Source organism: Pseudomonas maioricensis (genome assembly GCF_022790535.1).
GTDB classification, from domain to species: Bacteria; Pseudomonadota; Gammaproteobacteria; order Pseudomonadales; family Pseudomonadaceae; genus Aquipseudomonas; species Aquipseudomonas maioricensis.
The window spans coordinates 92,049-117,942 of record NZ_LOHG01000007.1; the positions used below are offsets into that span (position 1 = coordinate 92,049).

Sequence of the window (25,894 nt, forward strand, 5' to 3'; positions counted from 1 at the left end):
CAGCCTGCGGCAGCTCCTACAGGAAATGCTTTTTAAATCAGTAGTTTGTCTGTTTTTAAGGTTAACTCATGCTGATAATCATGCAGGTCGTACTGCCAATGGCGTAGAGCCGGTCATCCACGTCATACAGCCGGCCTTCAGCCAATGCAGTCGAGCGACCGACGTGAATCACCTTGCCCTCGGCGCGTACGGGGCCGACGGCAAGGTTCAGTGCCCGGACGTAGCTGATGCGCAGGTCCAGCGTGGTGTAGCCCTGGCCTTTCTTGAGTCGGGTATGAATCGCGCAACCCATGCATGAGTCCAGTAACGTTGCCGCGTAACCGCCATGTACGCTGCCCAACGGGTTGTAGTGCCGCTCATCTGGCGTGCCCTGAAAAACAAACTCTCCTGGCGACCAGTGCAGCGGCACAAAATCCATCAGCTCACCAATTGGCGGGCAGGGTAGCTCGCCACGGCCGATACCCTCGAAGAATTCATAGGGCTCCAGTGCGGCCACGTCGGCCATACGCAGGGTGCCCGCTGCGCCCAGGCGATCACGGATGGCTTTTTCTTCTTGCAACCAGAGGCTTAGTTTCTCGTCGCGAGACAGGGTTGACATGGCGGCACTCCACAAGGCTATTGCAGTTTTAATTACGACCATAATCCTGTGGTTTTATGATGAGCGCAATATGAAATGGCAACTGCTCGTGAGGGTGTTTGCGGCCACTGAAGGCGCAGGCCATGGTTCGCCGGGCTTCTAACCTGAGCAGGAGTAAGTAGCGCTGTTCAAAAGCGGCCGATCAGCCCGGCTTTTTGTCGCAATCGGCGGGCTCGCGTTTTACGAAATGCTTGTGCATGTCAGAGGTGAGCGTCTCGATACGCTCGGTGAGCGACTTGGTCAGTTCGGTGAGGCGGGTGTTCTGTTCCAGCAGCGAGAGCATTTGCGCTGCCAGATCTTCGCGGTGTTGTGCATCCGCGTCGGCATTGGCTTTGTCGCGCGCTGACTGGCGGGTCTGAGCCAGCAGGATCAGTGGCGCTGCGTAGGCCGACTGGAGGCTGAATGCGAGATTCAGCAAGATAAACGGGTATAGATCGAATTGAGTCAGGCCGGTGACGTTGCACACGACCCAAAGCAGGACGATGACGGTCTGGGCTCCGAGGAAGGCCGGTGTACCGAAAAAGCGGGCAAAGGCCTCGGCCTTTAGGGCAAACCCATCATTGCCGAAAGTGCTCGCCAGGTGCGCGTGATGTTTGTGAAAGCGCAGGTGGTCGACAGCTTTCTTGTCTATCGATTCTGATGTTGTGTGCTGTTCAGAGAGGTCGTGTTCAGATCCTGCGGGGTTCATGACGGATACCAGATTACCGGGGCGTGCGGCCACTATAGGCGCTTGTGCCCGCATGTGGAGTCATGAACTGAACATGGGCTGAATAGGCAGCTCAAATCGGTAGGAGCGAATTTATTCGCGAAGGCGGCCTCGCATGTAGCAGGCATGTATCGGGTGTACGTGTCGCAGGATACGGCTTGCGTGGAATCAGCAAGCCGCTCCTTCGTACCGGGACCACCTGTTGATACTCCGCTTGCAGGCATGGCATATCCCACAGGCAAGGGCAATCAATCCGGGTGTAACGGCTTGGACAGATGCATGATGCTCGCGTAGTCATAGACATACTGGCGTCCTGCATGGCTTGTCAGACGTAACTGGTCGATCAGCAGTCGCTCTTTCTTGTTCAGGTATCTCAGCCCAGGGTGGTCACTTGACTTGAGGCGATCACGTTCATGGGCGTCAGGGAAAGCAATGACGTTCGTCATGAAATATCTCCTACTTTTGTGAGTCCTTGCTTCCGGTTATGTAGTCCCGGTCACTATTTGTGGCGACAGAGTCACCTTACCCAGAAAAAGTTGGAGCGATCAACCCTGCAAATGGATAGCCGGTCACACTATCTGCGTGACCTCGAAGCTTTGTCGGCTGCCGTTGACGTTGATTTCAACTTCATCGCCAGGCTGTTTGCCCAGTAACATCTGGCCCAACGGGGCGCGTGACGTAATAACGGTGAGTGTCTGCTCGCCATATTGAATCTTCAGACCAGCGGCATCCGGTCCCAGAAACAGATGCTGTTCAGCGCCAAGGTGGTTTTCCAGCGTGATCAGGTCGCCGGGTTGAATGCCCCTGGTCTCGCTGAATGGCAACAGGCTCAGCTTTTGATAGAGCCCCAGTGACAGGCGAATTTCTTCCATACGTCGTGCCTGGCCAGCAGCCAGGTAGGAGGCTTCCAGCCCAAGCGTGTCGTACTTGTTTTCAGCAATGTTTTCTTCGTGGGTAGCGGTTTCATAGGCCGTCTGCGCGGCGCGCTGGGCGATATTCAGATCAACCTGCAATCTATCGATGATCAGTTGCAACACGTCTTGCTTGTTCATGATTTATCCGCAGAACTGGAGAACATTGGCACGGCTTTTCTCGCTGGGCGCAGTGCGGTCCTGCTGCAGCCAGAAGTTGCATTTGGGGGCGCTGAAGTTTTTCTGCTGCTGTTCCTGCGCCTGCTCCCACGCTTGGCGTGCTTCGCTCTCGCGCAAGCTCTGTTCGTACTTCTCGAACATGGTTTTTTCTGCCTCGGGCGTTGGTTTGACTGCGGGCGGGGTGCTCAATTGCGCGGCGGCGTTATTGATCACTTGGGTCTCAGCCGCAGGCAGGGCCTTGTAGAACAGCATGCCGGTCAATACCACGGCTATGAAACCGAGCCAGATGCCAATGGCGATACAGGCGATCAGTTTCAGTGGTTGAACAGAAACATTCAGCTCGCGGCGACTGTGGGTGGGCATGGCAAAGTTCTCGGCGTGGACTGCAGATGCTGCGATTGTGCCATGAGCAGAGGCTGGTGAATGCCGGTTGTCTGAAGGACAATCGACGTTTTTTATCATTCGTCCTCAGGGAGCCCGGAATGAAAGCCTCTTGGGATATTTTTTGCAGCGTCGTCGACAACTACGGCGACATCGGCGTGACCTGGCGTCTGGCCCGGCAGCTAGTGGCTGAGCACGGCCTGGAAGTGAGGCTGTGGGTCGATGATCTGAGCGCCTTCGTGCGCGTGTGCCCCGGCGCCGAAGCCTCGGCTACGCAACAGTGGCGTGAAGGCGTTAGCGTCCATCAATGGCCGAAAGAGTGGCTAGCCACTGAAATCCCGGATGTGGTTGTCGAAGCATTCGCGTGCCGTCTGCCACCCGCTTATGAAGAGGCCATTGTTCAATGTTCACCACGGCCGGTGTGGATCAATCTGGAATACCTCAGCGCTGAAGAGTGGGTGAGCGGTTGCCATGGTCTGCCTTCGGTGCAATCGAGCGGGCTGCGCAAATCCTTCTTCTTTCCAGGCTTTCTCCCGACCACCGGGGGGCTGTTGCGTGAGCGCGCTTTGATCGCCACACGGCAGGCGTTCCAGCAAAACAGGCAGGAGCGCTCGCGATTCTTGCAAGCACTGGGCGTGACGCCGGAAGACGATGCACGATTGATCTCGGTATTTGCCTATGAGAACCCTGGCATTGGAGCCTGGCTGGATGCGCTGGCAGGCGATAGCAGGGCGACTCGTCTGCTGGTGCCGGAGGGGCGCATTCTCGGTGATCTGCAGGGCTGGCTGGGTGTTGAACCGCTTCGGGCTGGAATGCAGGAAACGCGCGGAGCACTGACGGTTCAGGTACTGCCGTTCGTCAGACAGGAAGATTACGACCGCCTGTTGTGGTGCTGTGATTTCAACGTGGTGCGCGGCGAAGACTCTTTTGTCAGGGCGCAATGGGCAGGGCGGCCCTTGCTCTGGCACATCTACGAACAGGACGATGATGCCCACTGGGTCAAGCTCGATGCGTTTCTGGAACTCTACCTCGCGGGGCTCTCGCCCGATGCTGGCAGGGCTTTGACTGATTTCTGGCATACCTGGAACGCAGGGACAGCCGGCGCTGAAAGCTGGCATGCGCTGCTTGAACACTGGCCCGATATAACAAACCATGCCGAGCGCTGGTGTCTGCAACAAGCTTCCCATGTTGATCTTGCGACGGCGCTGGTACTGTTTTGTGGAGTTTCGTATGATACGCGGCCTTGAGATTAGGCTCTGTACGAAAAAGACCTTCGTGTGACACGCGCGAAGCGGTTTCTCGTACAGAGCCTCGGCAAATTCCATCCAAATTCGGATATACGCAATGAAAACTGGTAAAGAACTCAAACCCGGTACCGTGATTCGTCTCGAAAACGACCCTTGGCTGGTTCAGAAAGCTGAATTCACCAAGTCCGGTCGTAACAGCGCCATCATGAAAACCAAGCTGAAAAACCTGCTGACCGGTTACAAGACCGAGATCGTTTACAGCGCTGACGACAAACTGGACGACGTGATCCTCGACCGCAAAGAAGCGACCCTGTCCTTCATCAGCGGCGACACTTACACGTTCATGGACACCACCGACTACACCATGTACGAGCTGAACGCTGAAGACATCGAAGCCGTTCTGCCATTCGTGGAAGAAGGCATGACCGACGTTTGCGAAGCGATCTTCTTCGAAGAGCGTCTGGTTTCGGTTGAACTGCCGACCACTATCGTTCGCGTAGTTGACTACACCGAAGGCTCGGCTCGTGGCGACACTTCCGGCAAGGTGATGAAGCCTGCCAAGCTGGCCAACGGTACCGAACTGCAAGTGGCTGATTTCATCGAAATCGGTGACCGCATCGAGATCGATACTCGCGAAGGCGGTTCCTACAAAGGCCGTGCTAAATAAGCACTGCTTTTACCGCGTTCAACAAAAAAGCCCGCAGCGATGCGGGCTTTTTTGTGGGCGCTTGTTTTGGCGCCTGTCGAACGAACATGGCTGCCATTTGTAGGAGGGAATTCATCCGCGAATGAATCCGCTGCCACAGGTTTCGGCCATGCTGCGGCGACGGGGACCGTTGCGATTACACCGTTACGTGCAGACGTACATCAACGTTGCCACGGGTGGCGTTCGAGTACGGGCACACCTGGTGAGCGGCTTCGACCAGTTGCTCAGCGTCAGCTTGTTCCAGACCTGGCAGGTTGATGTTCAGGTCGATGTCCAGACCGAAACCGCCAGGGATCTGGCCGATGCCGACGTGGGCAGTGATCGAGGCGTCAGCCGGGATGCTGCGCTTACTTTGACCAGCAACGAATTTCAGCGCGCCGATGAAGCAGGCCGAGTAGCCAGCAGCAAACAGTTGCTCAGGGTTGGTGGCCGCACCGCCCGCGCCGCCGAGTTCTTTTGGTGTAGCGAGTTTCACGTCCAGGATGTTGTCGCTGGAAACAGCACGACCGTCACGGCCGCCGGTTGCAGTTGCGATTGCGGTGTAAAGAGTATCCATGGTGTCACCTCATTCAGGGTCGGAAGATCGTAGTGATCAGAGTGGTTCAAAGCTTGTCTGTTTGCGCTGGAAAGGTGTGCGCTAACGGGGTACGGAATTAATGTATCGCGCTAATAGTTTGCGCGCAATATAATATTTCGGAATTTTTGAATCTGGATTCAAACGCAAGGTATGCAGGAGGTCGCCCAAGTTTCTCTGGCAAAGCGCTGTCGCGCAGTAAGCGGGGACCTGTAGGAGCGCGCTTGCCCGCGATGATGTCCGCGCAGATGAAAGATATGTCGGCGTAAAAATCGAATCGCGGGCAAGCGAGCTAGTCAAACGACATGCAAGCTACAGGATTGAAATACATTTTCCGTAGGAGCTGCCGAAGGCTGCGAAGCATTTATCCGTACACGCCGCGATCGCAGCCTTCGGCAGCTCCTACAGGTCCTGTGTTTGGCGGGAGACAGCAAGCTCGTGCTGCCCCTGATCAGTGGTCAACCCAAGAAAGGCAACGCCTTCAGACACTGTCCTGCAGATTTGCGCGCAGCTTTATCAACTCACCTTGCAGCTTCTGCAACTGCTCAATCTCCAGACCGCTGGCGGTCAGAATGCAACCGGGCACGGTCATGGCTTTTTGTTGCAGGGCGCGGCCTTGCTCTGTTAGGCGAAGCAGTACGACCCGTTCATCTTCCTTGCTACGGGTACGGCTGAGCAGCCCTTCGCCTTCCAGGCGCTTGAGCAGCGGCGTCAAGGAGCCAGGGTCAGTCAGCAGGCGAGTGCTCACTTCACCAACGGTGAGGCCGTCCTGTTCCCAGAGCACCATCATTGCCAGGTACTGTGGATAAGTCAGGCCCAGTGCCTGGAGCAGTGGCTTGTAGACCTTGGTCATCATCAATGAAGTCGAGTACAGGGCGAAACACAGTTGGTTGTCGAGCTGCAACGCTTGGCAGTTACTGTCGGCAGTGGGGCTGGCGTCAGCGCTCATGGGGTGGTCCTCTCTAGCGTGTGTCATGGCGACAATTTAGTGCTGTGATCTTTATTGCGCCAGATAAATTCCATCCGGTGCTTGCAGGTTACCGGTCGTGGGCGCCGGATACACGCATGAAACATGCGTAATAGCGCACATCGGTTATTTGCCTGAGCAGTCAGACTGCGTAGCATGCGCGCATCGTTTGAGTGGGGATCGTGGCGTGATTGAAGTGCTGATGTTTGTAGCGTTGGGTGCCGCGATGGGCACGCTGGGCGGGTTGTTCGGTATTGGTGGTGGCCTGGTTGCGATTCCTGCTTTAGGTGTTCTGTTCGGGCTCGATCAGCAACTGGCTCAAGGCACTGCTTTGCTGATGGTGTTGCCTAACGTGTTGTTGGCGCTGTGGCGCTATAACCAGCGCAACCGTATTTCCCTGCGTAACGCCATGATGCTGATCATCCCCAGTTTTTGTCTGGCGTGGCTGACCTCGCTGTGGGCGGTGCGCCTGGACCCGCAACACATGCGTCTGGCCTTCATCGCGTTTCTGATTCTGCTGACGGTTTTCAATCTGGCACAGATGTTCTGGCGCAAAGGCCAGGCCAGCAGCGAGTTGCGTCATGTCGACCGGCTCTGGGTGTTGGGGGTTGTCTCGGGTATTACCGGTGGTTTGTTCGGCGTGGGCGGTGGCGTCATTGCAACGCCCATTCTGACCAGCTTTTTCGGCGCTACTCAGGTGGTTGCGCAAGGCCTTGCACTGGCATTGGCCGCGCCCAGCACGGCAATCACACTGTTCACTTACGCCCTGCATGACCACGTCAACTGGAGCATGGGCATTCCGTTGGCTGTCGGCGGGCTGGCCAGCATCAGTTGGGGCGTGAAGCTGGCGCACTCGATGCCTGAGCGTTTGCTGCGCTCGTTGTTCTGCGGCTTTCTGGTGATCTGCGCGGTAATCCTGGCCTTTAAGGCCTGAAAGCCTAGAGCTTGAAACCCTCGGCGATGTGTTCGGCCAGGCATTCAGTAATGGGCGAAGCGCTTTTCGGATTGCGCAGCAGAACGATGCTTGCAGAGGGCAGGGGGGGGAGTCCTTCCGCTTCACCCAAAATGCGCAGGTCCGGGGTCATCAGGCTTTGCATTTGTGCCGTGACCGCCAGCCCTGCGCTGACCACCGCCATCAGTGCTGACAAGCTGGCGCTGGTGTACGCGACGCGGTAATCACGTTGCGCCGCGTCCAGCGCGGTGCATGCCCAATCACGGCAGAAGCAGTCACTGTTGAACATCGCAATGGGCATCGGGGTTTGTTCATGCGGGCAGAAACCCACTGCCTCAGCCCAGACGAAATGCTCCTGACGCAGAATCTGTCCGGTTTCAGTGCCAGGACGACAGGTGACAATACTCAGGTCCATGTCCTGGCGTTGCAGCAGCGCCGACGAGGATTCGCAATGCACTTCAATTTGAATCAGCGGATACGCCTGCGCGAAGCGCGACAGAATGCCGGGTAGAAAGCGCATGACGTAATCGTCAGGCGTGCCGATCTTCACCCTGCCCACCATGTGCGGCTCACGCAGGGTATTAAAGACTTCGCTGTGCAATTTCAGGATGCGCCGTGCATAACCGAGCAACACCTGACCTTCTGCGGTAAAGCTCACATTGCGGCCATCGCGCTGAAACAGCGAGCGCTGCAGGATGTCATCCTCCAGTCGTTTCATCTGCATGCTGACCGCCGATTGCGTACGGTTGACTGCTTCGCCCGCTCGGGTAAACCCACCGTGATCGGCGATGGCTACAAAGGTACGCAAAAGCTCCGTATCAATACTCGGATAGTTGGCCAATACATCAATCTCCCAGATGCAGCCCATAAGAAACATTCGTTGGATTGATCTTAGCTCTGGCGCGAGACTTTAGTCATCCCACATGGAGGGCAAGATGATGAAAGGTCAAAAAGGTTATGTGCTGGTAATGAAAACCCTGTCTCAGGATTCCTGGGTCGAGCGTTTGCTCAAGTCGGTCAAGAAACACGCTTCCCGCTGGTACGAACTGCATCGTCAACGTCGGCAGTTGGCGGCCTTGAGCGACGCTGCATTGAAAGACCTGGGGTTGAGCCGTGCCGATGCTTATCAGGAAGCCGAGCAGCATTTCTGGAACGACCCGATGAAACGCTGACATCGGCGTGCTGTATCGGTTAGCGTTGGGGCTCTTCGGGAGCCCCTTATGCTTTTAGAATTGTCGCTCAAGCAAGCACGTCGATTGGCATTGGCCGCCCAGGGTTTTAACGGGCGCCAGCCGCCAGCCACGATCAAGGCTGCTCATGTCACACAGTTGGTCGAGCGGCTCGGCTTGCTGCAGATTGACTCAGTGAATGCGCTGGTTCGTTCGCATTACCTGCCGCTGTTTTCCCGACTGGGTAACTACCCCCGGACGTTGCTGGATCAGGCCGCGTGGAGTCAGGGGCGGCAGCGTAAATTGTTTGAGTACTGGGGGCATGAGGCCTCGCTATTGCCTGTGAGCCTCTATCCGCTGATGCGCTGGCGCATGCGTCGCGCCGCTCAAGGAGAAGGTATTTACCGCCAGCTGGCGACATTTGGTCGTGAGCAACAGCCGACTGTCGCCCGCGTCCTGCAGGCTGTGCGTGAGCAAGGTGCGCTGGGGGCGGGAAGTTTGAGTACCCGTCAGGAGCGCGCCGGTCCCTGGTGGGACTGGAGTGCTGAAAAGCTTGCGCTGGAATGGCTATTTGCCGCGGGCGAGCTGACAGTCGCAGGGCGTCGTGGTTTTGAACGGCTCTATGACTTACCCGAGCGCGTGCTGCCGGGCGCAGTGCTGGATCACCCCGAGATCAGCGAGGATATGGCGCAGCGCGCCCTGTTGCTGCATGCAGCCACCGCGTTGGGTGTCGGCACCGAAAAGGATCTGCGTGATTATTTTCGGCAGGATCCGCTGCCGAGTCGACGCGCGCTGGCAGAGCTGGTGGAAGCGGGTGATCTACAGAGGGTTCGCATTCAAGACTGGCGGCAACCCGCATTCTGTCTCCCGGACAGCAAAGCACCGCGCAAGGTGTCTGCCAGTGCACTGCTGTCGCCGTTCGATTCATTGATCTGGGAGCGTGCCCGTACTGAACGGCTGTTCGATTTTCGCTATCGGCTGGAGATCTACACACCGCAGGCCAAAAGGGTTTACGGCTACTACGTGCTGCCGTTTCTGCACAACGAGCGCATTGCTGCGCGAGTCGATCTGCGCGCCGAACGTGCACCGGGGCGCCTTGCGGTACACGCAGTGCACGAAGAGCAGCCGGGCCTGGACGAAGAGGGCATGCAGGCGCTGGCGCGGAATCTGCGGCAGATGGCCGATTGGTTGGGGTTGGCTGAGGTGCAGGTTAATTGCGCGCGGGCGAGTGGTGTGAGGTTGAAGCAGGTAATGGATATCCTGGACTAGTTGTACGTGGGACCGGCTTTAGCCGGGAAGAGGCAAGTCCAACCGATACCTGTGCATTTTCAGGAATGCTGCCTTCCCGGCTAAAGCCGTTCCCACGCTCCAATAATCAGCGTCTGACCTGCTTCAACGTCTCGGCAATCAGAAACGCCAGTTCCAGCGACTGGTCCGCGTTCATCCGTGGGTCGCAGTGGGTGTGGTAACGGTCCGACAAACCATCTTCGGTAATCGGCCGGGCGCCGCCGATGCATTCGGTGACGTTCTGCCCGGTCATTTCGATATGGATGCCGCCGGCATACGTGCCTTCTGCCTGATGCACCTGGAAGAATTGTTTCACCTCACCGAGGATTTGCGCGAAGTCGCGGGTCTTGTAGCCGCTGCTGGCTTTGATCGTGTTGCCATGCATCGGGTCGGAACTCCACAGCACTTTGCGGCCTTCGCGCTCAACTGCCCGAATCAGCTGTGGCAAGTGGTCGCCGACCTTGTTTGCGCCCATGCGGGCGATCAGGTTGAGGCGGCCCGGATCGTTATCCGGATTTAGGATGTCGATCAGGCGGATCAGGTCATCGGTGTTCATGCTTGGCCCGACCTTGACGCCGATGGGGTTGTTAACCCCGCGCAGGAACTCCACATGAGCGCCATCCAGCTGCCGGGTGCGATCCCCGATCCAGAGCATGTGCGCCGAGCAATCGTAGTAATCGTTGGTCAGGCTGTCGCGGCGCACAAACGCTTCTTCATAGTTCAGCAGCAGGGCTTCGTGGGCGGTGAAGAAGCTGGTTTCGCGCAATTGCGGCGAGCTGTCCATGCCACAGGCGCGCATAAATGCCAGGGTTTCATCAATGCGGTCAGCCAGTTGGCTGTACTTTTCAGCCAGGGCCGAATTGGCGATGAAGTCCAGGTTCCACTTGTGCACTTGATGCAGATCGGCAAAACCGCCTTGGGCGAAGGCGCGCAACAGGTTCAGGGTCGCCGTGGACTGGTTATAGGCCTGGATCAGGCGATCCGGGTCTGGAACACGGCTTTTCTCATCGAAGCCGATTGCGTTGACGATGTCGCCGCGATACGCCGGGAAGGTCACGCCGTCGATGGTTTCATCGTTGGCCGAGCGCGGTTTGGCGAACTGGCCGGCCATCCGACCGACTTTTACTACCGGGCAGCCAGCGGCGAAGGTCATGACGATTGCCATCTGTAACAGCACTTTGAAGGTGTCGCGGATCTTGGCGGCGGAAAATTCGACGAAACTCTCTGCGCAATCACCACCCTGTAGCAGGAAGGCACGACCTTGGGTCACCTCGGCGAACTGTCGACGCAATTCTCTGGCCTCGCCTGCGAACACCAGAGGCGGATAGCTGGCCAATGTCTGCTCGACCTTCAACAAGTGCGCAGCATCGGGGTATTGAGGTTGCTGCTGAATGGGCAGTGCCCGCCAGCTGTCGGGGCTCCAGGGTTGGCTCATCATGAACTCATGGTCAGTGCGATCGGACCGGCATGTTAGCAGTTCGCCGGGTCGTCGCCAGCGAACAAGGGATGATCGGAGCCCCGGTGCGGCAATTAAAGAGAAAGAGCGTGACCTTGTTGCCGTGCTTGATCGACAATTCGCTTTTTTGCGCGGTCCGGTGACCGCCTCAACAGGCCAGACTTGGGCTCGCCGATAGGAGAAGCAATGACTGAGGAGCGGGTGGAGCGGATTCTGGCCGAGGTACACGACGATTTCGGCATGATTCGCGTACTGGAAGTCGACGACTACCGCTTCCTGGAGTTCGGCGATGCCATTGAGCAAAGCTGCACCTTTACGGCCGATCCCAGCTGGCTTGAGTACGATTACACCCGGGCGATGCTGATTGGTGCTTTGTGCCACGAGGCCCCTGAGAGCGCGCTGTTTCTGGGGTTGGGGGCTGGGACCCTGACTCAGGCTTGCCTCAAGTTTTTGCCGCTGGAAGATGTTGAGGCTATCGAGTTGCGGCCTGACGTGCCGCGGCTGGCTATTGAATTCATGGGGCTGGATGATGATCCCCGGTTGTACATCCGCATCGGAGATGCGCTTGAACTGCTGGAAACCGCTGAACCGGCTGACCTGATTTTCGTCGACCTCTATACCGATGTCGGTCCTGGCGTCGGGCATCTGGCCTGGAAATTCCTCGAGAGCTGTCAGAAGCGTCTGAATTCAGGCGGATGGCTGGTGATCAATCAATGGGCAGCGGATGACGGTAAACCGTTGGGTGCGGCGCTGTTGCGTGGCCTCTATCACCGGCACTACTGGGAGCTGCCGGTGAAGGAGGGCAACGTTATCCTGATCGTCCCGGCAGATCTCGACCAGGAGCTGGACATGGCATCGCTGAACGCTCGTGCTGAAGAGCTGGCACCACGCCTCGGTTATTCGCTGGCGTCATTGATCAAGGACGTTCGTCCGGCAACCTGAAGACAGGGCCTTCAGGTGTTGCTCATGTCCGGACACGGCGAACGACCTTTGGGGCGCATTTCTGTAGGAGCTGCCGAAGGCTGCGATGCATTTATCCTGACACATCGCCATCGCAGCCTTCGGCAGCTCCTACAGGCTGTATCACGCCTCCACTGTGGGACTCAGATCACACGCCTTTAAAGACACCAGGCCTGCGCTCCTGCATGGAAAGCAGGCCTTCTTTGGCGTCTTCGGTGTTCATTATCCGGTTAACCATGCCCGGCAGCGCCTGAGCTGCGGCTGTTTCACCTTCGAGCACAGCCTGACGGGCAGACGCAATCGTTGCGCGAATCGCCAAGGGTGCCTGCTCGGCGATGCGCCCCGCCAGAAGCAATGCATAAGGAAGCAGGTCTTCAGGCGCGGTTACTTCCTGAACCAGTCCCATGCGGCAGGCTTCCTGAGCATCGAACTCATCTCCGGTCAGCAGCCAGCGCATGGCGTTGCCCCATCCGGCGATCTGATGCAGGCGCAGCGTGGCACCACCAAATGCAAAAATCCCGCGATGGACTTCCAATTGTGCAAAGCGCGTAGTGCTTGCACACAGGTTGATATCCGACGCGAGCATCAACTCGATGCCCAGCGTCAGGCAATAGCCTTGCGCGGCGACGATGACCGGCTTGCTGACCCTTGGGCCTGCGAACACACCCCACGGATCACAGCCACCCTCGGGGACTTGCCAGCCGTTGATCAGGGCCGGACCCGCCTCGGCCAGATCCAGCCCGGCAGTGAAGTGTTCGCCGTGAGCAAATACCACCAGTACCCGGGCCTGATCGTCTCGTTCGTATTCTCCGTAAGCCAGGCTTAACTGGTTGAGAAGCTCCAGGTCGAATGCGTTGCGCTTGGCAACACGGTCCAGGCCAATGAGCATGACGTGGTCGTGCAGTTCACGGCTGACGCGGCCTTTCGTAGAGGAAGTCATGTAGGAAGTCCCTGCGCGTGGAGTAGGATCGGAGGCGGACTGTCTGACTGATCGGGTGAACCGTTTAAGCAGGTTCTCCCTTAATACCGGGCCTGTTGCAAAATAGACACTGTTGCTGGTTTGCGCAAAGCCTGTAGGTCTTGGACATCAGCCATGATTAGTGGTGAAAAAAATCCTCCTTTTTTTGCGTAATTCCGGTATAGTGCGCGCCGGTCTTTAACAGGACCCTCGTCAAGGTATTGCAATTCCCCGAAGCCAGCTTCGGCTGCTTGTTCGCTCTGCGGACTATCCTAGGCGATCCATTCATCAAACGTTTTCGCAAATCCCCGCCGACAAAGCAGCCAGGGTGACTTTAGGGTCGTACACGGCACGCGCAGCTTTGGAGCATGGGTCTTTGCGGATGCACTAGAGGCAGACCCATGACCCAGGAAATCGGCGGCTTCGCCGCTCTTGAACTTCACCCTAATATTGTTGCAGCAGTCGTCGCGACTGGCTACGAAGAGCCTTCGGCCATTCAGCAGCAATCGATCCCTATTATTCTTGCCGGCCACGACATGATCGGTCAGGCGCAAACCGGTACGGGTAAAACCGCCGCGTTCGCACTGCCTATCCTGCATCGTATCGACCCGAGCAAGCGCGAGCCGCAAGCACTGATCCTGGCGCCGACCCGCGAACTGGCCCTGCAAGTGGCCACCGCTTTCGAAACCTACGCCAAGCAAATGCCAGGCGTTACTGTTGTGGCTGTCTACGGCGGTGCGCCGATGGGCCCACAGCTGAAAGCAATCCGCAATGGCGCACAAATCGTTGTCGCCACTCCGGGCCGCCTGTGCGATCACCTGCGTCGTGACGAGAAAGTTCTCGCTACCGTGAACCACCTGGTTCTCGACGAAGCAGACGAAATGCTCAAACTGGGCTTCATGGACGACCTGGAAGTTATCTTCAAGGCCATGCCTGAAACCCGTCAGACCGTTTTGTTCTCGGCTACCCTGCCGCAGTCGATCCGTGCCATCGCCGAGCGCCATCTCCGCGATCCGAAGCACGTCAAGATCCAGACCAAGACCCAGACTGTTACCGCGATCGAACAGGCTCACCTGTTGGTTCACGCTGACCAGAAAACTTCTGCTGTTCTGAGCCTGCTGGAAGTCGAAGATTTCGACGCCCTGATCATGTTCGTGCGCACCAAGCAGGCAACTCTGGATCTGGCCAGCGCCCTTGAAGCCAAAGGCTACAAGGCTGCTGCGCTGAACGGCGACATCGCACAGAACCAGCGTGAGCGCGTTATCGACTCCCTCAAGGATGGCCGCCTGGACATCGTGGTAGCGACTGACGTTGCTGCTCGTGGTCTGGACGTTCCGCGTATCACTCACGTATTCAACGTTGACATGCCGTACGACCCAGAGTCCTACGTTCACCGTATCGGCCGTACTGGCCGTGCCGGTCGCGAAGGTCGTGCGCTGTTGCTGGTGACTCCGCGTGAGCGCCGCATGCTGCAAGTGATCGAGCGTGTAACCGGTCAGAAAGTTGCTGAAGTCCGCCTGCCGGATGCTCAGGCTGTTCTGGATGCTCGCATCAAGAAACTGACTAACAGCCTGTCGCCGCTGGTGGGTGATGCCGAGTCGACTCATGGTGATCTGCTCGATCGTCTGACTGCTGACATCGGTTGCAGCCCGCGTGCCCTGGCCGCAGCTCTGCTGCGCAAAGCTACCAACGGTCAGGCTCTGACCCTGGCAGCCATCGAGCGCGAGCGTCCACTGGTGCCGAACAACGCACCGCGTGAGCGTAGCGATCGTTCGTCGAGTGACCGTCCAGAGCGCAGTGGTGATCGTGAGCGTCGTGCTCCGGTTCCATTGGCCGAAGGTCGTGCTCGTTGCCGTACCGCGCTGGGTGCGCGTGATGGTATCGCTGCCAAGAACCTGCTGGGTGCAATCCTCAACGAAGGCGGCCTGGCCCGCGAAGCAATCGGCCGCATCCAGGTGCGCGACAGCTTCAGCCTGGTTGAACTGCCGGAAGATGGCCTTGAGCGTCTGCTGACCAAACTCAAGGACACCCGCGTTGCTGGCAAGCAGTTGAAGCTGCGTCGCTATCGCGAAGATTGATCAACGCTTGAGTTGATCGTCTGAATAAAAATCCCCGACTGGTTCGGGGATTTTTTTGTCTGGACTTTGAGATGTCGCAGCAAATTGGGTCTATGTAGGAGCTCACCGAGGTTACGAGGCCAGCGATGACGGTTTGCCTGACAGATAGCTATCGCTGGCCTCGTAACCTCGGTGAGCTCCTACAGGGTTGATTCAAATCTCACCCAAACCTGTAAATATCCATCCCCAGAGCCCCCATCGTGAAACCCTTGTGCGCCACGCTGAACTCACCACCGGCGCCTCGTGCGAAATACAGCGGCAGTAAATGCTCGTCAGTCGGATGGTTGCGTACCGCATTGGGCGCCTGCGCGCGGTAGTCGTGCAGGGCGACTTCGTCATTGCTGGCCAGCTTTTCGATCATCCAGTCACGAAACGTCTTGGCCCATGACTCCACGCTTTCCGGCCCCGCATGCCAGTCCAGTTCACGCAAATTGTGAGTGATGCTACCCGAGCCGATGATCAATACCCCCTGATCACGCAGGCTTGCCAGCGCCTGGCCAACCCTTGTTTGCAAGGCAGGACCTTCACGGCTGGGCAGGGAGACCTGAACGACAGGGATATCAGCGTTTGGGTACATCAACGAAAGTGGCACCCATACACCATGATCAAAGGGTCGCTGGCTGTTCGTCTTTGCTGGCAGTCCAGCGGCATTCAGCAGCTCGACGACTTCAATACTCAGCTCTGGAAGGCCTGGAGCCGGGTACTGAACCGCAAACAGGGCGGCAGGGAAACCGCCGAAGTCATGCCAGGTTTCTGGCTGGGGATTGGCGTTGACCAGCAACTCCTGACTTTCCCAGTGAGCTGAAACAATAACAATAGCCCTGGGCCTGGGCATCTCTGCTGCAAGACGTGCCAGGGCCGGACCGCTTTCGCCGGGTTCCAGCGCAAGCATCGGCGAGCCGTGAGAGATAAACAGACTAGGGAACATGTCGAGTGTCCTGAGGGGTAAAGTGGCACCATATTCAGTCAGATCATTGATCTAAATCTAATATAAGTTTTTGGGCGTTTTGATCGAATTATAAGGAGTATTCATGGAGGCCGAATTTTGGCACCAGCGTTGGGCCGCGAACCAGATTGGTTTCCATCAGCGGCAAGCCAATCCCTATCTCAAGACGTTCTGGCCTGATCTTGCTGTCGGGCAGGGCACGAGCGTCTTGGTGCCGCTGTGTGGCAAGAGCCTGGATCTGCTCTGGCTGGCCGAGCAGGGGCATCGGGTGCTGGGCGTCGAGCTGTCGGAAAAAGCGGTTCAGGAGTTTTTCAGCGAACGGCAGGTGGAGCCCGTCATCAGTCAGCGCGGTGCTTTCAGGGTCTATAGCGGCAAGGGAATTGAGTTGTGGTGCGGCGACTTCTTTGCATTGCGTGCCGAAGATGTCGCGGACTGCAGCGCACTCTACGATCGCGCCGCATTGATTGCCTTGCCGCCTGAGATGCGTGAGCAGTATGCCGCGCGCCTTGCTTCGGTGTTGCCTGCTGAGTGCCGAGGACTGCTAATCACGCTGGATTACGATCAGGCAAAGATTGATGGGCCACCGTTCTCCGTTCCTGATCAGGAGGTGCAGCGCTTGCTGGCAGAGGACTGGAAGCTGGATATATTGCAGACCAGTGATGTCCTCAAGGGCAGCGTGAAATTTGAACAGCGCGGTGTGGAGCGTCTGGAGGAGCGGGCTTACAGCTTGGCTAGACGCTGAAAAGACGCAAACGATTGACCTGTAGGAGCTGCCGAAGGCTGCGATGGCGATGTGTGAGGATAAATGCTTCGCAGCCTTCGGCAGCTCCTACAGATTATGTACTCGTATAAAAAAACCGGCACTGAGGCCGGTTTTTTTATACGGATGGATCAACCGCGGCGGCGCAGCGCCTCAATACGATCTTCCAGAGCCGGGTGGCTCATGAACAGCGCAGCCAGACCGCTCTTCAGACCACCGTTGATGCCGAAAGCCGTCAGGCTGTCAGGCATTTGCACCGGCACGCCCTGTTCGGAGCGCAGGCGTTGCAGAGCGCCGATCATGGCGCTGGTGCCTGCCAACCGGGCACCGGCTTCGTCAGCGCGGTATTCACGCTTACGCGAGAACCACATGACGATCGCGCTGGCCAGGAAGCCCAGAACCAGTTCGGCAAAGATCGTGGTCACGTAATAGGCGATGCCCTGACCGTTTTCGGTCTTGAAGATCACCTTGTCGACGAAGTTACCGATGATCCGGGCGAAGAACATCACAAAGGTGTTCACCACGCCCTGCACCAGCGCCAAGGTCACCATGTCGCCATTGGCAACGTGGCCGATTTCGTGTGCAAGGACCGCTTTCACTTCATCGGGGGAGAAGCGTTCCAGCAGGCCCTGGCTAACGGCAACCAGTGCGTCGTTCTTGTTCCAGCCGGTAGCGAAGGCGTTGGCTTCGTAGGCAGGGAAGATCCCGACTTCCGGCATCTTGATGCCAGCGTCGCGGGACAGTTGCTCAACGGTTTGCACCAGCCATTGTTCATGGCGGGTACGCGGTTGGGTGATGATCTGGGTGCCAGTGCTCATTTTCGCCATCCACTTGGAGATGAACAGCGAGAACAGCGAGCCAGCGAAACCAAAAACAGCGCAGAAGATCAGCAGCTGATTGAGGTTCAGATCAACCCCATTGGCCGCCATGAACCCGTTGAAGCCAAAAAGGCTCAGGGTGATGCTGGCAATCAGCACGACCGCCAGGTTAGTGGCCAAAAACAGCAAAATGCGCATCATGGTTTGGATGTTCTCCTCGTGACGAATATGTAACGCGTTGCGGGGTATATAAGGTGATGTCAGCGGCTATTCAACCCGACGACTATTTCAAACTGTGTCGCTTTGTGCGAACCAGTACCATTCGCTTTGGGCAAACAGGTCCCGCCCCAGAGCGGCTGGCCTCTGTCGGGTTTTACGCGGCTTGATTTTTTTGTGTCACGGCACATGCGCTGCCGACCAAAAGCGATCCCTTTACCCGGGTATCGCTATGACCGCAGAGAGACGGGAAGAATTGCGCCGGGCGTCGTTTGCGAAATCGACGCCTCAGCGTAAACCTCCCAATGTTACTGGCGGTATGTCTTGAGGAAGTTACCGATGCGTCCGATGGCCTGATCCAGGTCGTCAAGGCGCGGCAGGGTGACCACTCGGAAGTGGTCTGGCCATGGCCAGTTGAAGGCGGTGCCTTGAACGATCAGCAGCTTTTCCGACAGCAGCAGGTCGAGGGCGAACTTCTCGTCGTTGTGAATCGGGCAGATCTTGGGGTCTATGCGTGGGAACGCATACAGCGCGCCCATCGGCTTCACGCAGCTGACGCCGGGGATATCGTTAAGCAATTCCCAGGTGCGGTTACGCTGCTCCAGCAAGCGGCCGGCTGGCAGCACCAGATCGTTGATGCTCTGGTAGCCGCCCAGTGCAGTTTGAATGGCATGCTGGCTCGGCACGTTGGCACACAGGCGCATGTTGGCCAGGATGTCGATGCCTTCGATGTAGCTCTGCGCGTTGTGCTTGGGACCCGAGATGGCCACCCAGCCGGAGCGGAAACCCGCAACACGATAGGATTTGGACAGGCCGTTGAACGTCAGGCAAAGCACGTCAGGCGCCAGAGAGGCGGTGCAGATGTGCACGGCGTCGTCGTACAGGATCTTGTCGTAGATCTCGTCGGAAAAGACCACGAGATTGTGCTGACGCGCCAGTTCCAGCATGCCTTCCAGTACTTCTTTGGAGTACACGGCGCCGGTCGGGTTGTTCGGATTGATGATCACCATGGCTTTGGTGTTCGGGGTGATCTTGGCCTTGATGTCGGCCAGATCCGGCCACCAGTTGGCCTGCTCGTCGCACAGGTAGTGCACCGGGTTGCCGCCAGCGAGGCTGACGGCAGCGGTCCACAGCGGATAGTCCGGGGCCGGGATCAGCACTTCGTCGCCATTATTGAGCAGGGCCTGCATCGACATCACGATCAGCTCGGATACGCCGTTGCCCAGATAGATGTCTTCGATGCCGACACCTTCGACCTGCTTCTGCTGGTAATACTGCATGACGGCCTTACGTGCGCTGAACAGGCCTTTTGAGTCGCTGTAGCCTTGGGCTGTCGGCAAATTGCGAATCACGTCCTGCAGGATTTCGTCCGGCGCTTCGAAACCAAATGGCGCAGGGTTGCCGATGTTCAGCTTGAGGATGCGATGACCTTCCTCTTCCAGGCGTTTGGCGTGCTTGAGCACTGGGCCGCGAATGTCGTAGCAGACGTTGGCGAGCTTGTTCGATTTGCTGAACTGCATGGTGATTGATCCCGAAAATGGACGAGCCGTAGCGAGTTGTAAACCTGGTTCGCCGGGTATGACGCCGTAAAAATGAGTTTGTATGGACGAAACGTGAGTGACAGACTGGCGCCTAACGAGGCGCAATGATACGTGCCACCTGATCTGTGGAGAAGATACAGATCAGGCTTTTTCGACTGCGGAGGTGTACCTGTGGAAAAGTTGGACAAAACGCTGGAGGAATGGCGGGCCATGCTTGACCCGGAGCAGTACAACGTTTGCCGCCTCAAGGGCACCGAGCGTCCGTTCTCCGGTAAATACAACAGCACCAAAACGGATGGCGTCTACCATTGCATCTGTTGCAATGAGCCGCTGTTTGATTCCACCACCAAGTTTGATTCCGGCTGCGGCTGGCCAAGCTTCTATGCGCCTCTTGAGGGCAGCGCGGTGGTTGAGGTACGAGATGTCAGCCACGGGATGATTCGCACCGAAGTGGTCTGCGCCAAATGCGATGCGCACCTGGGACATGTATTCCCTGACGGTCCGCCGCCCACCGGCCTGCGTTACTGCATCAACTCGGTGTGCCTGGATCTGGTGCCTCGCGTCTGAAGCCTGATTTCCCGTAAGAGCCGCCCCGGTGTCACTGATACCGCGCTGTTACGCAGCCAACATTGGATCTGTAGGAGCGCACGAGCACCGCGAGGCCGCGATGGCGGTGTCTCAGGCAGGACGCCATCGCGGCCTCGCGGTGCTCGTGAGCTCCTACAGCATCGCGGGATGGCTTATAAGCCTCCATCACTCCCGGAAATTGAGATGCGCGCCAGGCACTGGCGCGCTAATTTCATGACCCGCTTTCAACAAGGATCACTGTCATGAGCGCTAATCTGCTGAGCATTCCGGTAACGACTATCAAGGGCGAATCGAAAACCCTGGCGGATTTCTCCGGCAAGGCTGTGCTGGTGGTCAACACGGCCAGTAAGTGTGGTTTCACGCCGCAGTACAAAGGGCTTGAGAAGCTTTGGCAGGATTACAAGGATCAGGGACTGGTCGTATTGGGCTTCCCCTGCAACCAGTTCGGTAAGCAGGAACCCGGTAATGAGGGGGCGATCTCCGAGTTCTGCGAGATGAATTTCGGGGTGAGTTTCCCGCTGTTCAAGAAAATCGATGTTAATGGCAGCGACGCACATCCGTTGTTCGTTCAATTGAAAAAGCAGGCACCTGGGCTGCTGGGCTCAGAGCGCATCAAATGGAATTTCACTAAATTCCTGATTGGCAAGGATGGTCAGTTGGTCAAGCGTTTCGCACCGCTGACCAAGCCGGAGGACCTTACCCGCGAAATTGAAGCGCTGCTCAAGTAATCAGTCTGCAGGCAGCCATTGGTCCAGCAGGCTGATCAGTTCGGCGCGGCGAAACGGTTTGGCCAGATAGTCACTCATGCCAGCAGCCCGGCAGCGTTCGCGCTCTTCGGGCATGGCGTTGGCGGTCAGTGCAATGATAGGCAGTTGTGGCCAGCGTCCGCTGTGGCGGATCTGGCGGCTGGCTTCGTAGCCATCCATGACGGGCATGTTGCAGTCCATCAGGATCAGGTCAAAGGTGTTGTGCTCCAGTTGGTCCAGTGCTTCGCCTCCGTGGCTGCTGACCGTCACCTCGCAGCCCAGTTTGCTTAACATGCCTTTGGCCACGAGTTGATTCACCGGGTTGTCTTCCACCAGAAGAATTCTAGCCGGGCGCAAACCTCTGCTGTCAGTCGCCTCTGTATTGAGGTCTGGCACGTGGTCCGGTTGCAGGGCCCTGGTCAGGCTTTGATAGAGCACATTGCGCGCCAAGGGTCGGGCATGCTGCTGCAAGGGCGCCAGGGCGCCCACCTGATCGCTGGGCATGAAGTTGCCGTAAGCGGTGACCAGAAGGATAGGGACATCAATCGCCGGGCGCATGCCGAACAGACATTCCGGGCAATCCGTGATCACCAGGTCCGGGCGGGTCTCGGCACTCATGTCCAGCATCTGCTCGTCCATGTTCCAGCGCCGAAAGTCGATGCCCCATTCAGGAAGCAGGTTGCCCAGCAGTTCCAGCAGGCCGCTGCTTGCCTTGCTGACTACCACGACGTGCCCCTTGAGCGGTGGCGGGATGACGGCAGCATGATGGATGGGCAAGGGCAGGTCGGCGCAGAACTGGCTGCCGAAGCCGGACTGCGACTGAATGCTCAAGCGACCGGACATTGCCTCACACAAGTTGTGAGTCAAGGCCAGGCCCAGCCCTGTTCCCCCGAACTGTCGGGTAATCGCTGCTTCAGCCTGGGTAAAGGGCTGGAAAATTCTCGCCTGTGCTTCCTGGGCGATACCGATGCCGGTGTCACTGATTTCAATGCGAACGCTGTTTTCCTGGGTTTCGGGGTCCAGGTCATTGCTTAATCGCACATCTACCCGGCCAAAACGGGTGAACTTCAGCGCGTTGGAGAGCAGATTGCTGACGATCTGCCGGACGCGCGTGGGGTCACCCAGAACCAGCGACGGGAATTGCGTATCGATGAAACACGTCAGCTCGACGCCGGGTGCGGCATTCTGGGACAGCAGGTTTGCCGTGTCCTCGACCAGTACGCCCAGATCGAAGGGGATGCGCTCCATCTGCAATTGGCCTGCGTTGAATTTGGACATGTCGAGGATGTCGTTGAGCAGTTCGACCAACACCTTGCCGGAGTCATGGGCGATCGACAGTTGCTGGCGCTGCTCGGCATTAAGCGAACTGTCCAGGGCCAGAGCAAGCATGCCCAGCAGGCCGTTGAGCGGCGTGCGGATTTCATGACTCATGTTGGCCAGGAACGCAGTTCGGGCCTGAGCCATCTCCAGCGCGGTACTGCGCGCTATCTTCAACTCTTCATTGGACTTGCTAAGCCGCGCGTTGCTGGCCTTCAGCTCAGTGGTGCGGGCAGAGACGATGTCTTCCAGTTCATTGCGATGCGCCGTTAAACGGTCTTCGGCTTCTACTCTTCGCGCCAACTCCGAGGCGATGCTGGCGAACTGGCGGTTAGCGACATCTACCAGCACGCCAATTTCATCGTTTTCGTGTTTCGGCGGGCATTGCAGCGGGGTCGGTGTCGGGTTGCTTGAATCACGTTTAGCCAGGGCGCGTATCACGCCCACCAAGGGTTTGGTCAGCGTCATATAGAACAGCAAAGTCAGCACGCCTGCCAGAATCAGGCTGCGCATGAAACCATTGAGCAGCGTGATGCCCGAGCGCTGCAGGAAGTGGTTGCCAAAAGCAAAGGTGTCGACGTTCAGGCGCAGCGTGCCAATCGATTCATTGGGTAAATGCGCCAGGTTCAGGGGGTCTTCGAACTGGCGGCTCTCACCGAAGAGGAAGTCACTGACGATCCGGTAGCGACTCTGCGAGAACGGGCGCTCGACACTGGAAAGCACCACATTGTTGTTATCGGTCAGTCTGGCACCGACTACCGCAGGTGATTGCAGCAGACCCAGCGTCAGTTCCTGAGCCAGTTCGGCGTCGATGTTGTAGGCAATACGCGAAGCGGTGTTGTGGCTGATTTCCAGCAGAGAGCGAATTTCACGATCGATGGAAGCATCTTCGCTGGCATAATCGATGGCAATTTGAAACACGCTTAGCAGCGTTCCCAGAATGAAGCCGAGCAGCACTGTCAGGCGAGCCTGTTTATACGAGAGCCGGTTAGTAAACGCTATATCCATAAGGGTTTTGCCACTTCTCGTTTCCTTCGCGGGGGCAAGCATAGCCGATCGGCGCTGGCTCTCATCAAGCAACTTATAGTTAACTGGATTGAAATGAATGTGGGACCGGCTTAGCCGGGAGGGCGTCGGCACATTTTTATTCATATGTGTGACGGCTCAAGCCTGTTCCACCGTGTTTACCGCGTATTAATCAAGGAGCCATTGTGGATTCTCGTTTGAATGCTTTTCTCGAACGCGCCGACGCCGTGTTGGCGCGGCTGGAGCCCCTGCTACCTGCGCCCCGCGAAGCGGTCGACTGGTCGCACGCCATGGCGGCACGCTGGGTTCGTGAAGGCCGTAGCGGTTATCTGTTGCCGCTTGAGGTCAGCCTCGACATGCGCTTGTCTGATTTGATCGGAGTGGATCTTCAGCGTGAGCAGTTAGGGCGCAATACGCGTCAGTTCATCGATGGCTTGCCCGCTAACCACGCGCTGCTCTGGGGTTCGCGCGGGACGGGTAAGTCTTCGCTGATTCGCGCGCTGCTCGCCGAGTATGCCCAGGCGGGCTTGCGGCTGATCGAAATCGAACGCGACCATTTGGGTGATTTGCCACGTGTCGTCGAGCAACTGCAAAAGCTGCCGCAGCGCTTCGTATTGTTTTGCGACGACCTGTCTTTTGAGGCAGGGGAGAGCGACTACCGGGTTCTGAAGAGTGTGCTTGATGGTTCTCTGGAGCAGGCACCGGACAACGTATTGCTCTACGCCACCTCCAACCGTCGTCATCTGGTACCGGAAAAGGAGAGCGACAATCACAACTGGCAACAGGTTGATGGCGAGCTGCATCCAAGCGAAGCGGTAGAAGACAAAATTGCCCTGTCGGATCGTTTTGGTCTGTGGCTGTCGTTCTATCCCTTCACTCAGGAGCATTACCTGAATGTGGTTGAGCACTGGATCACGCAACTCGCTCTGGCTGCCGGTCTTGCCTGGCAGCGCGATGAGGAGCTGGACAAGCACGCGATCCGCTGGGCGACCGGACGGGGCAACCGCAATGGCCGGTGTGCCTATCAATTCGCACGTTACTGGGTAGGTTTGAAATTGTTGGAGCAACAAACATGATTGATTTGCAAAGTGCTGGCGCGGGGCTGGATGGCTACAGCCTGTTGGCCGCTCAACTGGAGTCCCTGCTGGCGGACGAGAAAGACTTCATCGCGAATGCCGCGCAGTTCTCGGCTTTTTTGTACAGCCAGATCGATGACCTGAACTGGGCGGGCTTTTACCTGAATCGTAATGAAGAACTGGTGCTGGGGCCGTTTCAGGGCCAGATCGCCTGTGTCCGTATCCCTTTTGGCCGTGGCGTCTGCGGGGCCGCTGCGCAGAGTCGGCAAACCCAGCGGGTAGAGGATGTGCACGAGTTCCCGGGCCATATCGCCTGCGACAGCGCATCCAACAGCGAGCTGGTCGTGCCGTTAGTGAAAGACGGGCGTCTGATTGGGGTGTTGGATCTGGACAGTCCGAAAGTAGGCCGCTTCTCGGAGCTGGATCAGGCAGGCATTGAGCAGTTGGCAGCTATCTTTCTGAAAGCAACTGATTGCTGAAACCTGATTGGCGCATCGCCTTGGGCGTATGCGCCAATCAACGCTTTATCAGTCGTAGATGACCTTTTTCTTCCATTCCGATTCGGTGTCGTCAGCCTTCAGGCCTTCGGTCAGGGCGTTGTCATCGTCTGCGGTCGGTGCGATGTTGGTCAGTACCATGGAGTTGGCGCGAGCCAGTTGTTTCTCCATCGCCAGCAAGGCGGCCTGATACGTTACAGGATCAGGCTGGTTTTTCAGATACTGCACGCCACGCTCGAACGCCAGACGCGCCTGGCCTGGCTGATCCTGTTGCAGTGCAGCCTGGCCCAGGTTGTTGAAGAACTCGATATGCAGCATCACCAGAATGTTGCGGATCTCGCGAATCCAGTGTTTGGCTTCGCTGGTCTGCAGGAAACCGTCGTGAGCGGCGCGAGTGACCTGACCATGCAGCGCTTCTAATAGAAAGCGTACGTCTTTGGCCTTGGCTTCAGTCAGGATCGGGCTCGCCGGGTTGCTCACCGCAATGGCATCGCCTTGCCCAACCAGGGTGTTCAGTTCATCGACGCGGGTTTTCAGCTGTGCGTTGGTCTTGTCCAAGGCCAGCATGCGTTGCGTGACATTGAGCTCAAGGCGGGTCATCAACAGCTTTAAAGCAGGGGTAACCAGCTGGCCCGGGAACGTCTCGGAAATTTCAGTGCAGCGGCGCAGGCGGTCGCTGAGCTCGATCTTCGTTCGCGCTTTATCCAGCTTGGAGTTTTCTGCCACATGGTTGAGATAGCCGATCGCGATCAGGAGCGCAATGCCGGCTACTACCATCAGGGTAATCATCAGTGGAGTCACCGCGCGAACCTCTATATAGCTGTAGTCGAAAAATTGAAGTGAGTGTAGTGGCTAAGCACTATTGCGCATAGATGCACTGCTTGTAGTTTGTCGGCCAATCCATAAATAGCTGAAGCATACGGCGCCAAGCGGTCGGTTAAAGCAGGCGAAGTCATTGATTTAGATAAATTTTCACATTGGGGTTGACGACCCCTCAATCCATCCATAGAATGCGCGCCACTTACAGCGTAAAGCACCTAGCCAAGCGCAAGTTAAGCAGTGAAGTTGTACGTGTGTCCCCTTCGTCTAGTGGCCTAGGACACCGCCCTTTCACGGCGGTAACAGGGGTTCGAGTCCCCTAGGGGACGCCATATT

General features: G+C 57.4%; 27 protein-coding genes and 1 tRNA gene. 13 read left to right on the forward strand and 15 right to left on the reverse strand.

What is annotated here, in order from left to right; genetic code table 11:
* Positions 1-61 precede the first annotated feature (61 nt).
* From AUC61_RS12900 to AUC61_RS12920, 5 genes are all read right to left on the reverse strand, one after another.
* A complete protein-coding gene (locus AUC61_RS12900; protein WP_243246598.1) occupies positions 62-598 on the reverse strand; it encodes a PaaI family thioesterase in 537 nt (178 codons plus the stop codon).
* Between the two features lie 181 nt (positions 599-779).
* On the reverse strand, positions 780-1,325 hold the full coding sequence (locus AUC61_RS12905; protein ID WP_243246599.1) for a DUF1003 domain-containing protein: 546 nt from the start codon (positions 1,323-1,325) through the stop codon (positions 780-782).
* 266 nt (positions 1,326-1,591) lie between these two features.
* A complete protein-coding gene (locus tag AUC61_RS12910; protein WP_122665794.1) occupies positions 1,592-1,789 on the reverse strand; it encodes a hypothetical protein in 198 nt (65 codons plus the stop codon).
* Positions 1,790-1,912: 123 nt separating this feature from the next.
* A complete protein-coding gene (locus tag AUC61_RS12915; RefSeq protein ID WP_243246600.1) occupies positions 1,913-2,395 on the reverse strand; it encodes a GreA/GreB family elongation factor in 483 nt (160 codons plus the stop codon).
* A 3-nt stretch (positions 2,396-2,398) separates the two neighbouring features.
* Positions 2,399-2,797 (reverse strand): hypothetical protein, encoded by a 399-nt coding sequence (locus AUC61_RS12920; RefSeq protein ID WP_243246601.1) that lies wholly within the window; start codon positions 2,795-2,797, stop codon positions 2,399-2,401.
* Between the two features lie 119 nt (positions 2,798-2,916).
* Between AUC61_RS12920 and earP the strand changes: the two genes are divergently transcribed.
* Positions 2,917-4,062: an elongation factor P maturation arginine rhamnosyltransferase EarP gene (earP, locus tag AUC61_RS12925; protein WP_243246602.1), complete on the forward strand. Its 1,146-nt coding sequence runs from the start codon at positions 2,917-2,919 to the stop codon at positions 4,060-4,062.
* 97 nt (positions 4,063-4,159) lie between these two features.
* Complete coding sequence (locus tag AUC61_RS12930) at positions 4,160-4,729, forward strand: elongation factor P (RefSeq protein WP_027900557.1); 570 nt, start codon at positions 4,160-4,162, stop codon at positions 4,727-4,729.
* Positions 4,730-4,904: 175 nt separating this feature from the next.
* Here the strand turns inward: AUC61_RS12930 and AUC61_RS12935 are convergent, their stop codons facing one another.
* Positions 4,905-5,324, reverse strand: a complete 420-nt coding sequence (locus AUC61_RS12935) for an organic hydroperoxide resistance protein (protein WP_020290626.1) — start codon at positions 5,322-5,324, stop codon at positions 4,905-4,907.
* 499 nt (positions 5,325-5,823) lie between these two features.
* Positions 5,824-6,291 carry a MarR family winged helix-turn-helix transcriptional regulator gene (locus tag AUC61_RS12940; protein ID WP_243246603.1) on the reverse strand — a complete coding sequence of 156 codons (468 nt, stop codon included), beginning with the start codon at positions 6,289-6,291 and terminating at the stop codon, positions 5,824-5,826.
* A 205-nt stretch (positions 6,292-6,496) separates the two neighbouring features.
* On the opposite strand from AUC61_RS12940, the gene AUC61_RS12945 reads away from it, so the two are divergent.
* Entirely contained in the window at positions 6,497-7,243 is a 747-nt protein-coding gene (locus tag AUC61_RS12945) for a sulfite exporter TauE/SafE family protein (RefSeq protein ID WP_243246825.1), read from the forward strand.
* Between the two features lie 4 nt (positions 7,244-7,247).
* Here AUC61_RS12945 and AUC61_RS12950 read toward each other — a convergent pair whose 3' ends face one another.
* Complete coding sequence (locus tag AUC61_RS12950) at positions 7,248-8,129, reverse strand: LysR substrate-binding domain-containing protein (protein ID WP_422765282.1); 882 nt, start codon at positions 8,127-8,129, stop codon at positions 7,248-7,250.
* 67 nt (positions 8,130-8,196) lie between these two features.
* On the opposite strand from AUC61_RS12950, the gene AUC61_RS12955 reads away from it, so the two are divergent.
* Positions 8,197-8,433, forward strand: a complete 237-nt coding sequence (locus tag AUC61_RS12955) for a DUF1127 domain-containing protein (protein WP_243246604.1) — start codon at positions 8,197-8,199, stop codon at positions 8,431-8,433.
* 48 nt (positions 8,434-8,481) lie between these two features.
* Complete coding sequence (locus AUC61_RS12960) at positions 8,482-9,699, forward strand: winged helix-turn-helix domain-containing protein (protein ID WP_243246605.1); 1,218 nt, start codon at positions 8,482-8,484, stop codon at positions 9,697-9,699.
* 106 nt (positions 9,700-9,805) lie between these two features.
* Here the strand turns inward: AUC61_RS12960 and AUC61_RS12965 are convergent, their stop codons facing one another.
* Complete coding sequence (locus AUC61_RS12965) at positions 9,806-11,152, reverse strand: class II 3-deoxy-7-phosphoheptulonate synthase (RefSeq protein ID WP_122665779.1); 1,347 nt, start codon at positions 11,150-11,152, stop codon at positions 9,806-9,808.
* A 207-nt stretch (positions 11,153-11,359) separates the two neighbouring features.
* Here AUC61_RS12965 and AUC61_RS12970 point away from each other — a divergent pair, with 207 nt between their 5' ends.
* Positions 11,360-12,115, forward strand: coding sequence for a spermidine synthase (locus AUC61_RS12970; protein WP_243246606.1), 756 nt, complete (start codon positions 11,360-11,362; stop codon positions 12,113-12,115).
* 166 nt (positions 12,116-12,281) lie between these two features.
* Here AUC61_RS12970 and AUC61_RS12975 read toward each other — a convergent pair whose 3' ends face one another.
* On the reverse strand, positions 12,282-13,073 hold the full coding sequence (locus AUC61_RS12975; protein WP_243246607.1) for a crotonase/enoyl-CoA hydratase family protein: 792 nt from the start codon (positions 13,071-13,073) through the stop codon (positions 12,282-12,284).
* 419 nt (positions 13,074-13,492) lie between these two features.
* Between AUC61_RS12975 and AUC61_RS12980 the strand changes: the two genes are divergently transcribed.
* Complete coding sequence (locus AUC61_RS12980; protein WP_479692266.1) at positions 13,493-15,169, forward strand: DEAD/DEAH box helicase; 1,677 nt, start codon at positions 13,493-13,495, stop codon at positions 15,167-15,169.
* A 199-nt stretch (positions 15,170-15,368) separates the two neighbouring features.
* Here AUC61_RS12980 and AUC61_RS12985 read toward each other — a convergent pair whose 3' ends face one another.
* Positions 15,369-16,136: a DODA-type extradiol aromatic ring-opening family dioxygenase gene (locus AUC61_RS12985; protein WP_243246613.1), complete on the reverse strand. Its 768-nt coding sequence runs from the start codon at positions 16,134-16,136 to the stop codon at positions 15,369-15,371.
* A 103-nt stretch (positions 16,137-16,239) separates the two neighbouring features.
* Here AUC61_RS12985 and AUC61_RS12990 point away from each other — a divergent pair, with 103 nt between their 5' ends.
* A complete protein-coding gene (locus AUC61_RS12990) occupies positions 16,240-16,896 on the forward strand; it encodes a thiopurine S-methyltransferase (RefSeq protein WP_243246616.1) in 657 nt (218 codons plus the stop codon).
* A gap of 149 nt (positions 16,897-17,045) precedes the next feature.
* Here AUC61_RS12990 and htpX read toward each other — a convergent pair whose 3' ends face one another.
* Both htpX and AUC61_RS13000 read right to left on the reverse strand, forming a co-directional pair.
* Positions 17,046-17,933 carry a protease HtpX gene (gene htpX / locus AUC61_RS12995; RefSeq protein ID WP_027902444.1) on the reverse strand — a complete coding sequence of 296 codons (888 nt, stop codon included), beginning with the start codon at positions 17,931-17,933 and terminating at the stop codon, positions 17,046-17,048.
* 323 nt (positions 17,934-18,256) lie between these two features.
* A complete protein-coding gene (locus AUC61_RS13000; protein WP_122665772.1) occupies positions 18,257-19,468 on the reverse strand; it encodes a pyridoxal phosphate-dependent aminotransferase in 1,212 nt (403 codons plus the stop codon).
* Positions 19,469-19,660: 192 nt separating this feature from the next.
* Here AUC61_RS13000 and msrB point away from each other — a divergent pair, with 192 nt between their 5' ends.
* Complete coding sequence (msrB, locus tag AUC61_RS13005) at positions 19,661-20,056, forward strand: peptide-methionine (R)-S-oxide reductase MsrB (protein ID WP_243246618.1); 396 nt, start codon at positions 19,661-19,663, stop codon at positions 20,054-20,056.
* A 263-nt stretch (positions 20,057-20,319) separates the two neighbouring features.
* Positions 20,320-20,805, forward strand: a complete 486-nt coding sequence (locus AUC61_RS13010) for a glutathione peroxidase (RefSeq protein WP_243246620.1) — start codon at positions 20,320-20,322, stop codon at positions 20,803-20,805.
* Here the strand turns inward: AUC61_RS13010 and AUC61_RS13015 are convergent, their stop codons facing one another.
* Positions 20,806-23,148, reverse strand: a complete 2,343-nt coding sequence (locus AUC61_RS13015; protein WP_243246622.1) for a hybrid sensor histidine kinase/response regulator — start codon at positions 23,146-23,148, stop codon at positions 20,806-20,808.
* A 203-nt stretch (positions 23,149-23,351) separates the two neighbouring features.
* Between AUC61_RS13015 and AUC61_RS13020 the strand changes: the two genes are divergently transcribed.
* Positions 23,352-24,242 (forward strand): ATP-binding protein, encoded by an 891-nt coding sequence (locus tag AUC61_RS13020; RefSeq protein WP_243246624.1) that lies wholly within the window; start codon positions 23,352-23,354, stop codon positions 24,240-24,242.
* On the forward strand, positions 24,239-24,721 hold the full coding sequence (locus AUC61_RS13025) for a GAF domain-containing protein (RefSeq protein WP_243246625.1): 483 nt from the start codon (positions 24,239-24,241) through the stop codon (positions 24,719-24,721). Before AUC61_RS13020 ends, AUC61_RS13025 begins: the two co-directional genes overlap by 4 nt.
* 48 nt (positions 24,722-24,769) lie before the next feature.
* Here AUC61_RS13025 and AUC61_RS13030 read toward each other — a convergent pair whose 3' ends face one another.
* Positions 24,770-25,528 (reverse strand): hypothetical protein, encoded by a 759-nt coding sequence (locus tag AUC61_RS13030; protein WP_243246626.1) that lies wholly within the window; start codon positions 25,526-25,528, stop codon positions 24,770-24,772.
* 286 nt (positions 25,529-25,814) lie between these two features.
* Here AUC61_RS13030 and AUC61_RS13035 point away from each other — a divergent pair.
* Positions 25,815-25,890 (forward strand) — tRNA-Glu (locus AUC61_RS13035).
* The last annotated feature ends 4 nt before the right edge of the window (positions 25,891-25,894 follow it).

Bases quoted from the DNA above. Each gene is read 5' to 3' on its own strand.
- AUC61_RS12940 (WP_243246603.1), bottom strand. From the start codon at position 6,291: ATGAGCGCTGACGCCAGCCCCACTGCCGACAGTAACTGCCAAGCGTTG.
- AUC61_RS12970 (WP_243246606.1), top strand. From the start codon at position 11,360: ATGACTGAGGAGCGGGTGGAGCGGATTCTGGCCGAGGTACACGACGAT.
- AUC61_RS12935 (WP_020290626.1), bottom strand. From the start codon at position 5,324: ATGGATACTCTTTACACCGCAATCGCAACTGCAACCGGCGGCCGTGAC.
- AUC61_RS12915 (WP_243246600.1), bottom strand. From the start codon at position 2,395: ATGAACAAGCAAGACGTGTTGCAACTGATCATCGATAGATTGCAGGTT.
- AUC61_RS12910 (WP_122665794.1), bottom strand. From the start codon at position 1,789: ATGACGAACGTCATTGCTTTCCCTGACGCCCATGAACGTGATCGCCTC.
- AUC61_RS12950 (WP_422765282.1), bottom strand. From the start codon at position 8,129: ATGGGCTGCATCTGGGAGATTGATGTATTGGCCAACTATCCGAGTATT.
- AUC61_RS12955 (WP_243246604.1), top strand. From the start codon at position 8,197: ATGATGAAAGGTCAAAAAGGTTATGTGCTGGTAATGAAAACCCTGTCT.
- AUC61_RS12990 (WP_243246616.1), top strand. From the start codon at position 16,240: ATGGAGGCCGAATTTTGGCACCAGCGTTGGGCCGCGAACCAGATTGGT.
- earP (WP_243246602.1), top strand. From the start codon at position 2,917: ATGAAAGCCTCTTGGGATATTTTTTGCAGCGTCGTCGACAACTACGGC.
- AUC61_RS12975 (WP_243246607.1), bottom strand. From the start codon at position 13,073: ATGACTTCCTCTACGAAAGGCCGCGTCAGCCGTGAACTGCACGACCAC.
- htpX (WP_027902444.1), bottom strand. From the start codon at position 17,933: ATGATGCGCATTTTGCTGTTTTTGGCCACTAACCTGGCGGTCGTGCTG.
- AUC61_RS13010 (WP_243246620.1), top strand. From the start codon at position 20,320: ATGAGCGCTAATCTGCTGAGCATTCCGGTAACGACTATCAAGGGCGAA.
- AUC61_RS12965 (WP_122665779.1), bottom strand. From the start codon at position 11,152: ATGAGCCAACCCTGGAGCCCCGACAGCTGGCGGGCACTGCCCATTCAG.
- AUC61_RS12960 (WP_243246605.1), top strand. From the start codon at position 8,482: ATGCTTTTAGAATTGTCGCTCAAGCAAGCACGTCGATTGGCATTGGCC.
- AUC61_RS13000 (WP_122665772.1), bottom strand. From the start codon at position 19,468: ATGCAGTTCAGCAAATCGAACAAGCTCGCCAACGTCTGCTACGACATT.
- AUC61_RS13025 (WP_243246625.1), top strand. From the start codon at position 24,239: ATGATTGATTTGCAAAGTGCTGGCGCGGGGCTGGATGGCTACAGCCTG.
- AUC61_RS12920 (WP_243246601.1), bottom strand. From the start codon at position 2,797: ATGCCCACCCACAGTCGCCGCGAGCTGAATGTTTCTGTTCAACCACTG.
- AUC61_RS12980 (WP_479692266.1), top strand. From the start codon at position 13,493: ATGACCCAGGAAATCGGCGGCTTCGCCGCTCTTGAACTTCACCCTAAT.
- AUC61_RS12930 (WP_027900557.1), top strand. From the start codon at position 4,160: ATGAAAACTGGTAAAGAACTCAAACCCGGTACCGTGATTCGTCTCGAA.
- AUC61_RS12985 (WP_243246613.1), bottom strand. From the start codon at position 16,136: ATGTTCCCTAGTCTGTTTATCTCTCACGGCTCGCCGATGCTTGCGCTG.
- AUC61_RS13030 (WP_243246626.1), bottom strand. From the start codon at position 25,528: ATGATTACCCTGATGGTAGTAGCCGGCATTGCGCTCCTGATCGCGATC.
- AUC61_RS12905 (WP_243246599.1), bottom strand. From the start codon at position 1,325: ATGAACCCCGCAGGATCTGAACACGACCTCTCTGAACAGCACACAACA.
- AUC61_RS13015 (WP_243246622.1), bottom strand. From the start codon at position 23,148: ATGGATATAGCGTTTACTAACCGGCTCTCGTATAAACAGGCTCGCCTG.
- AUC61_RS12900 (WP_243246598.1), bottom strand. From the start codon at position 598: ATGTCAACCCTGTCTCGCGACGAGAAACTAAGCCTCTGGTTGCAAGAA.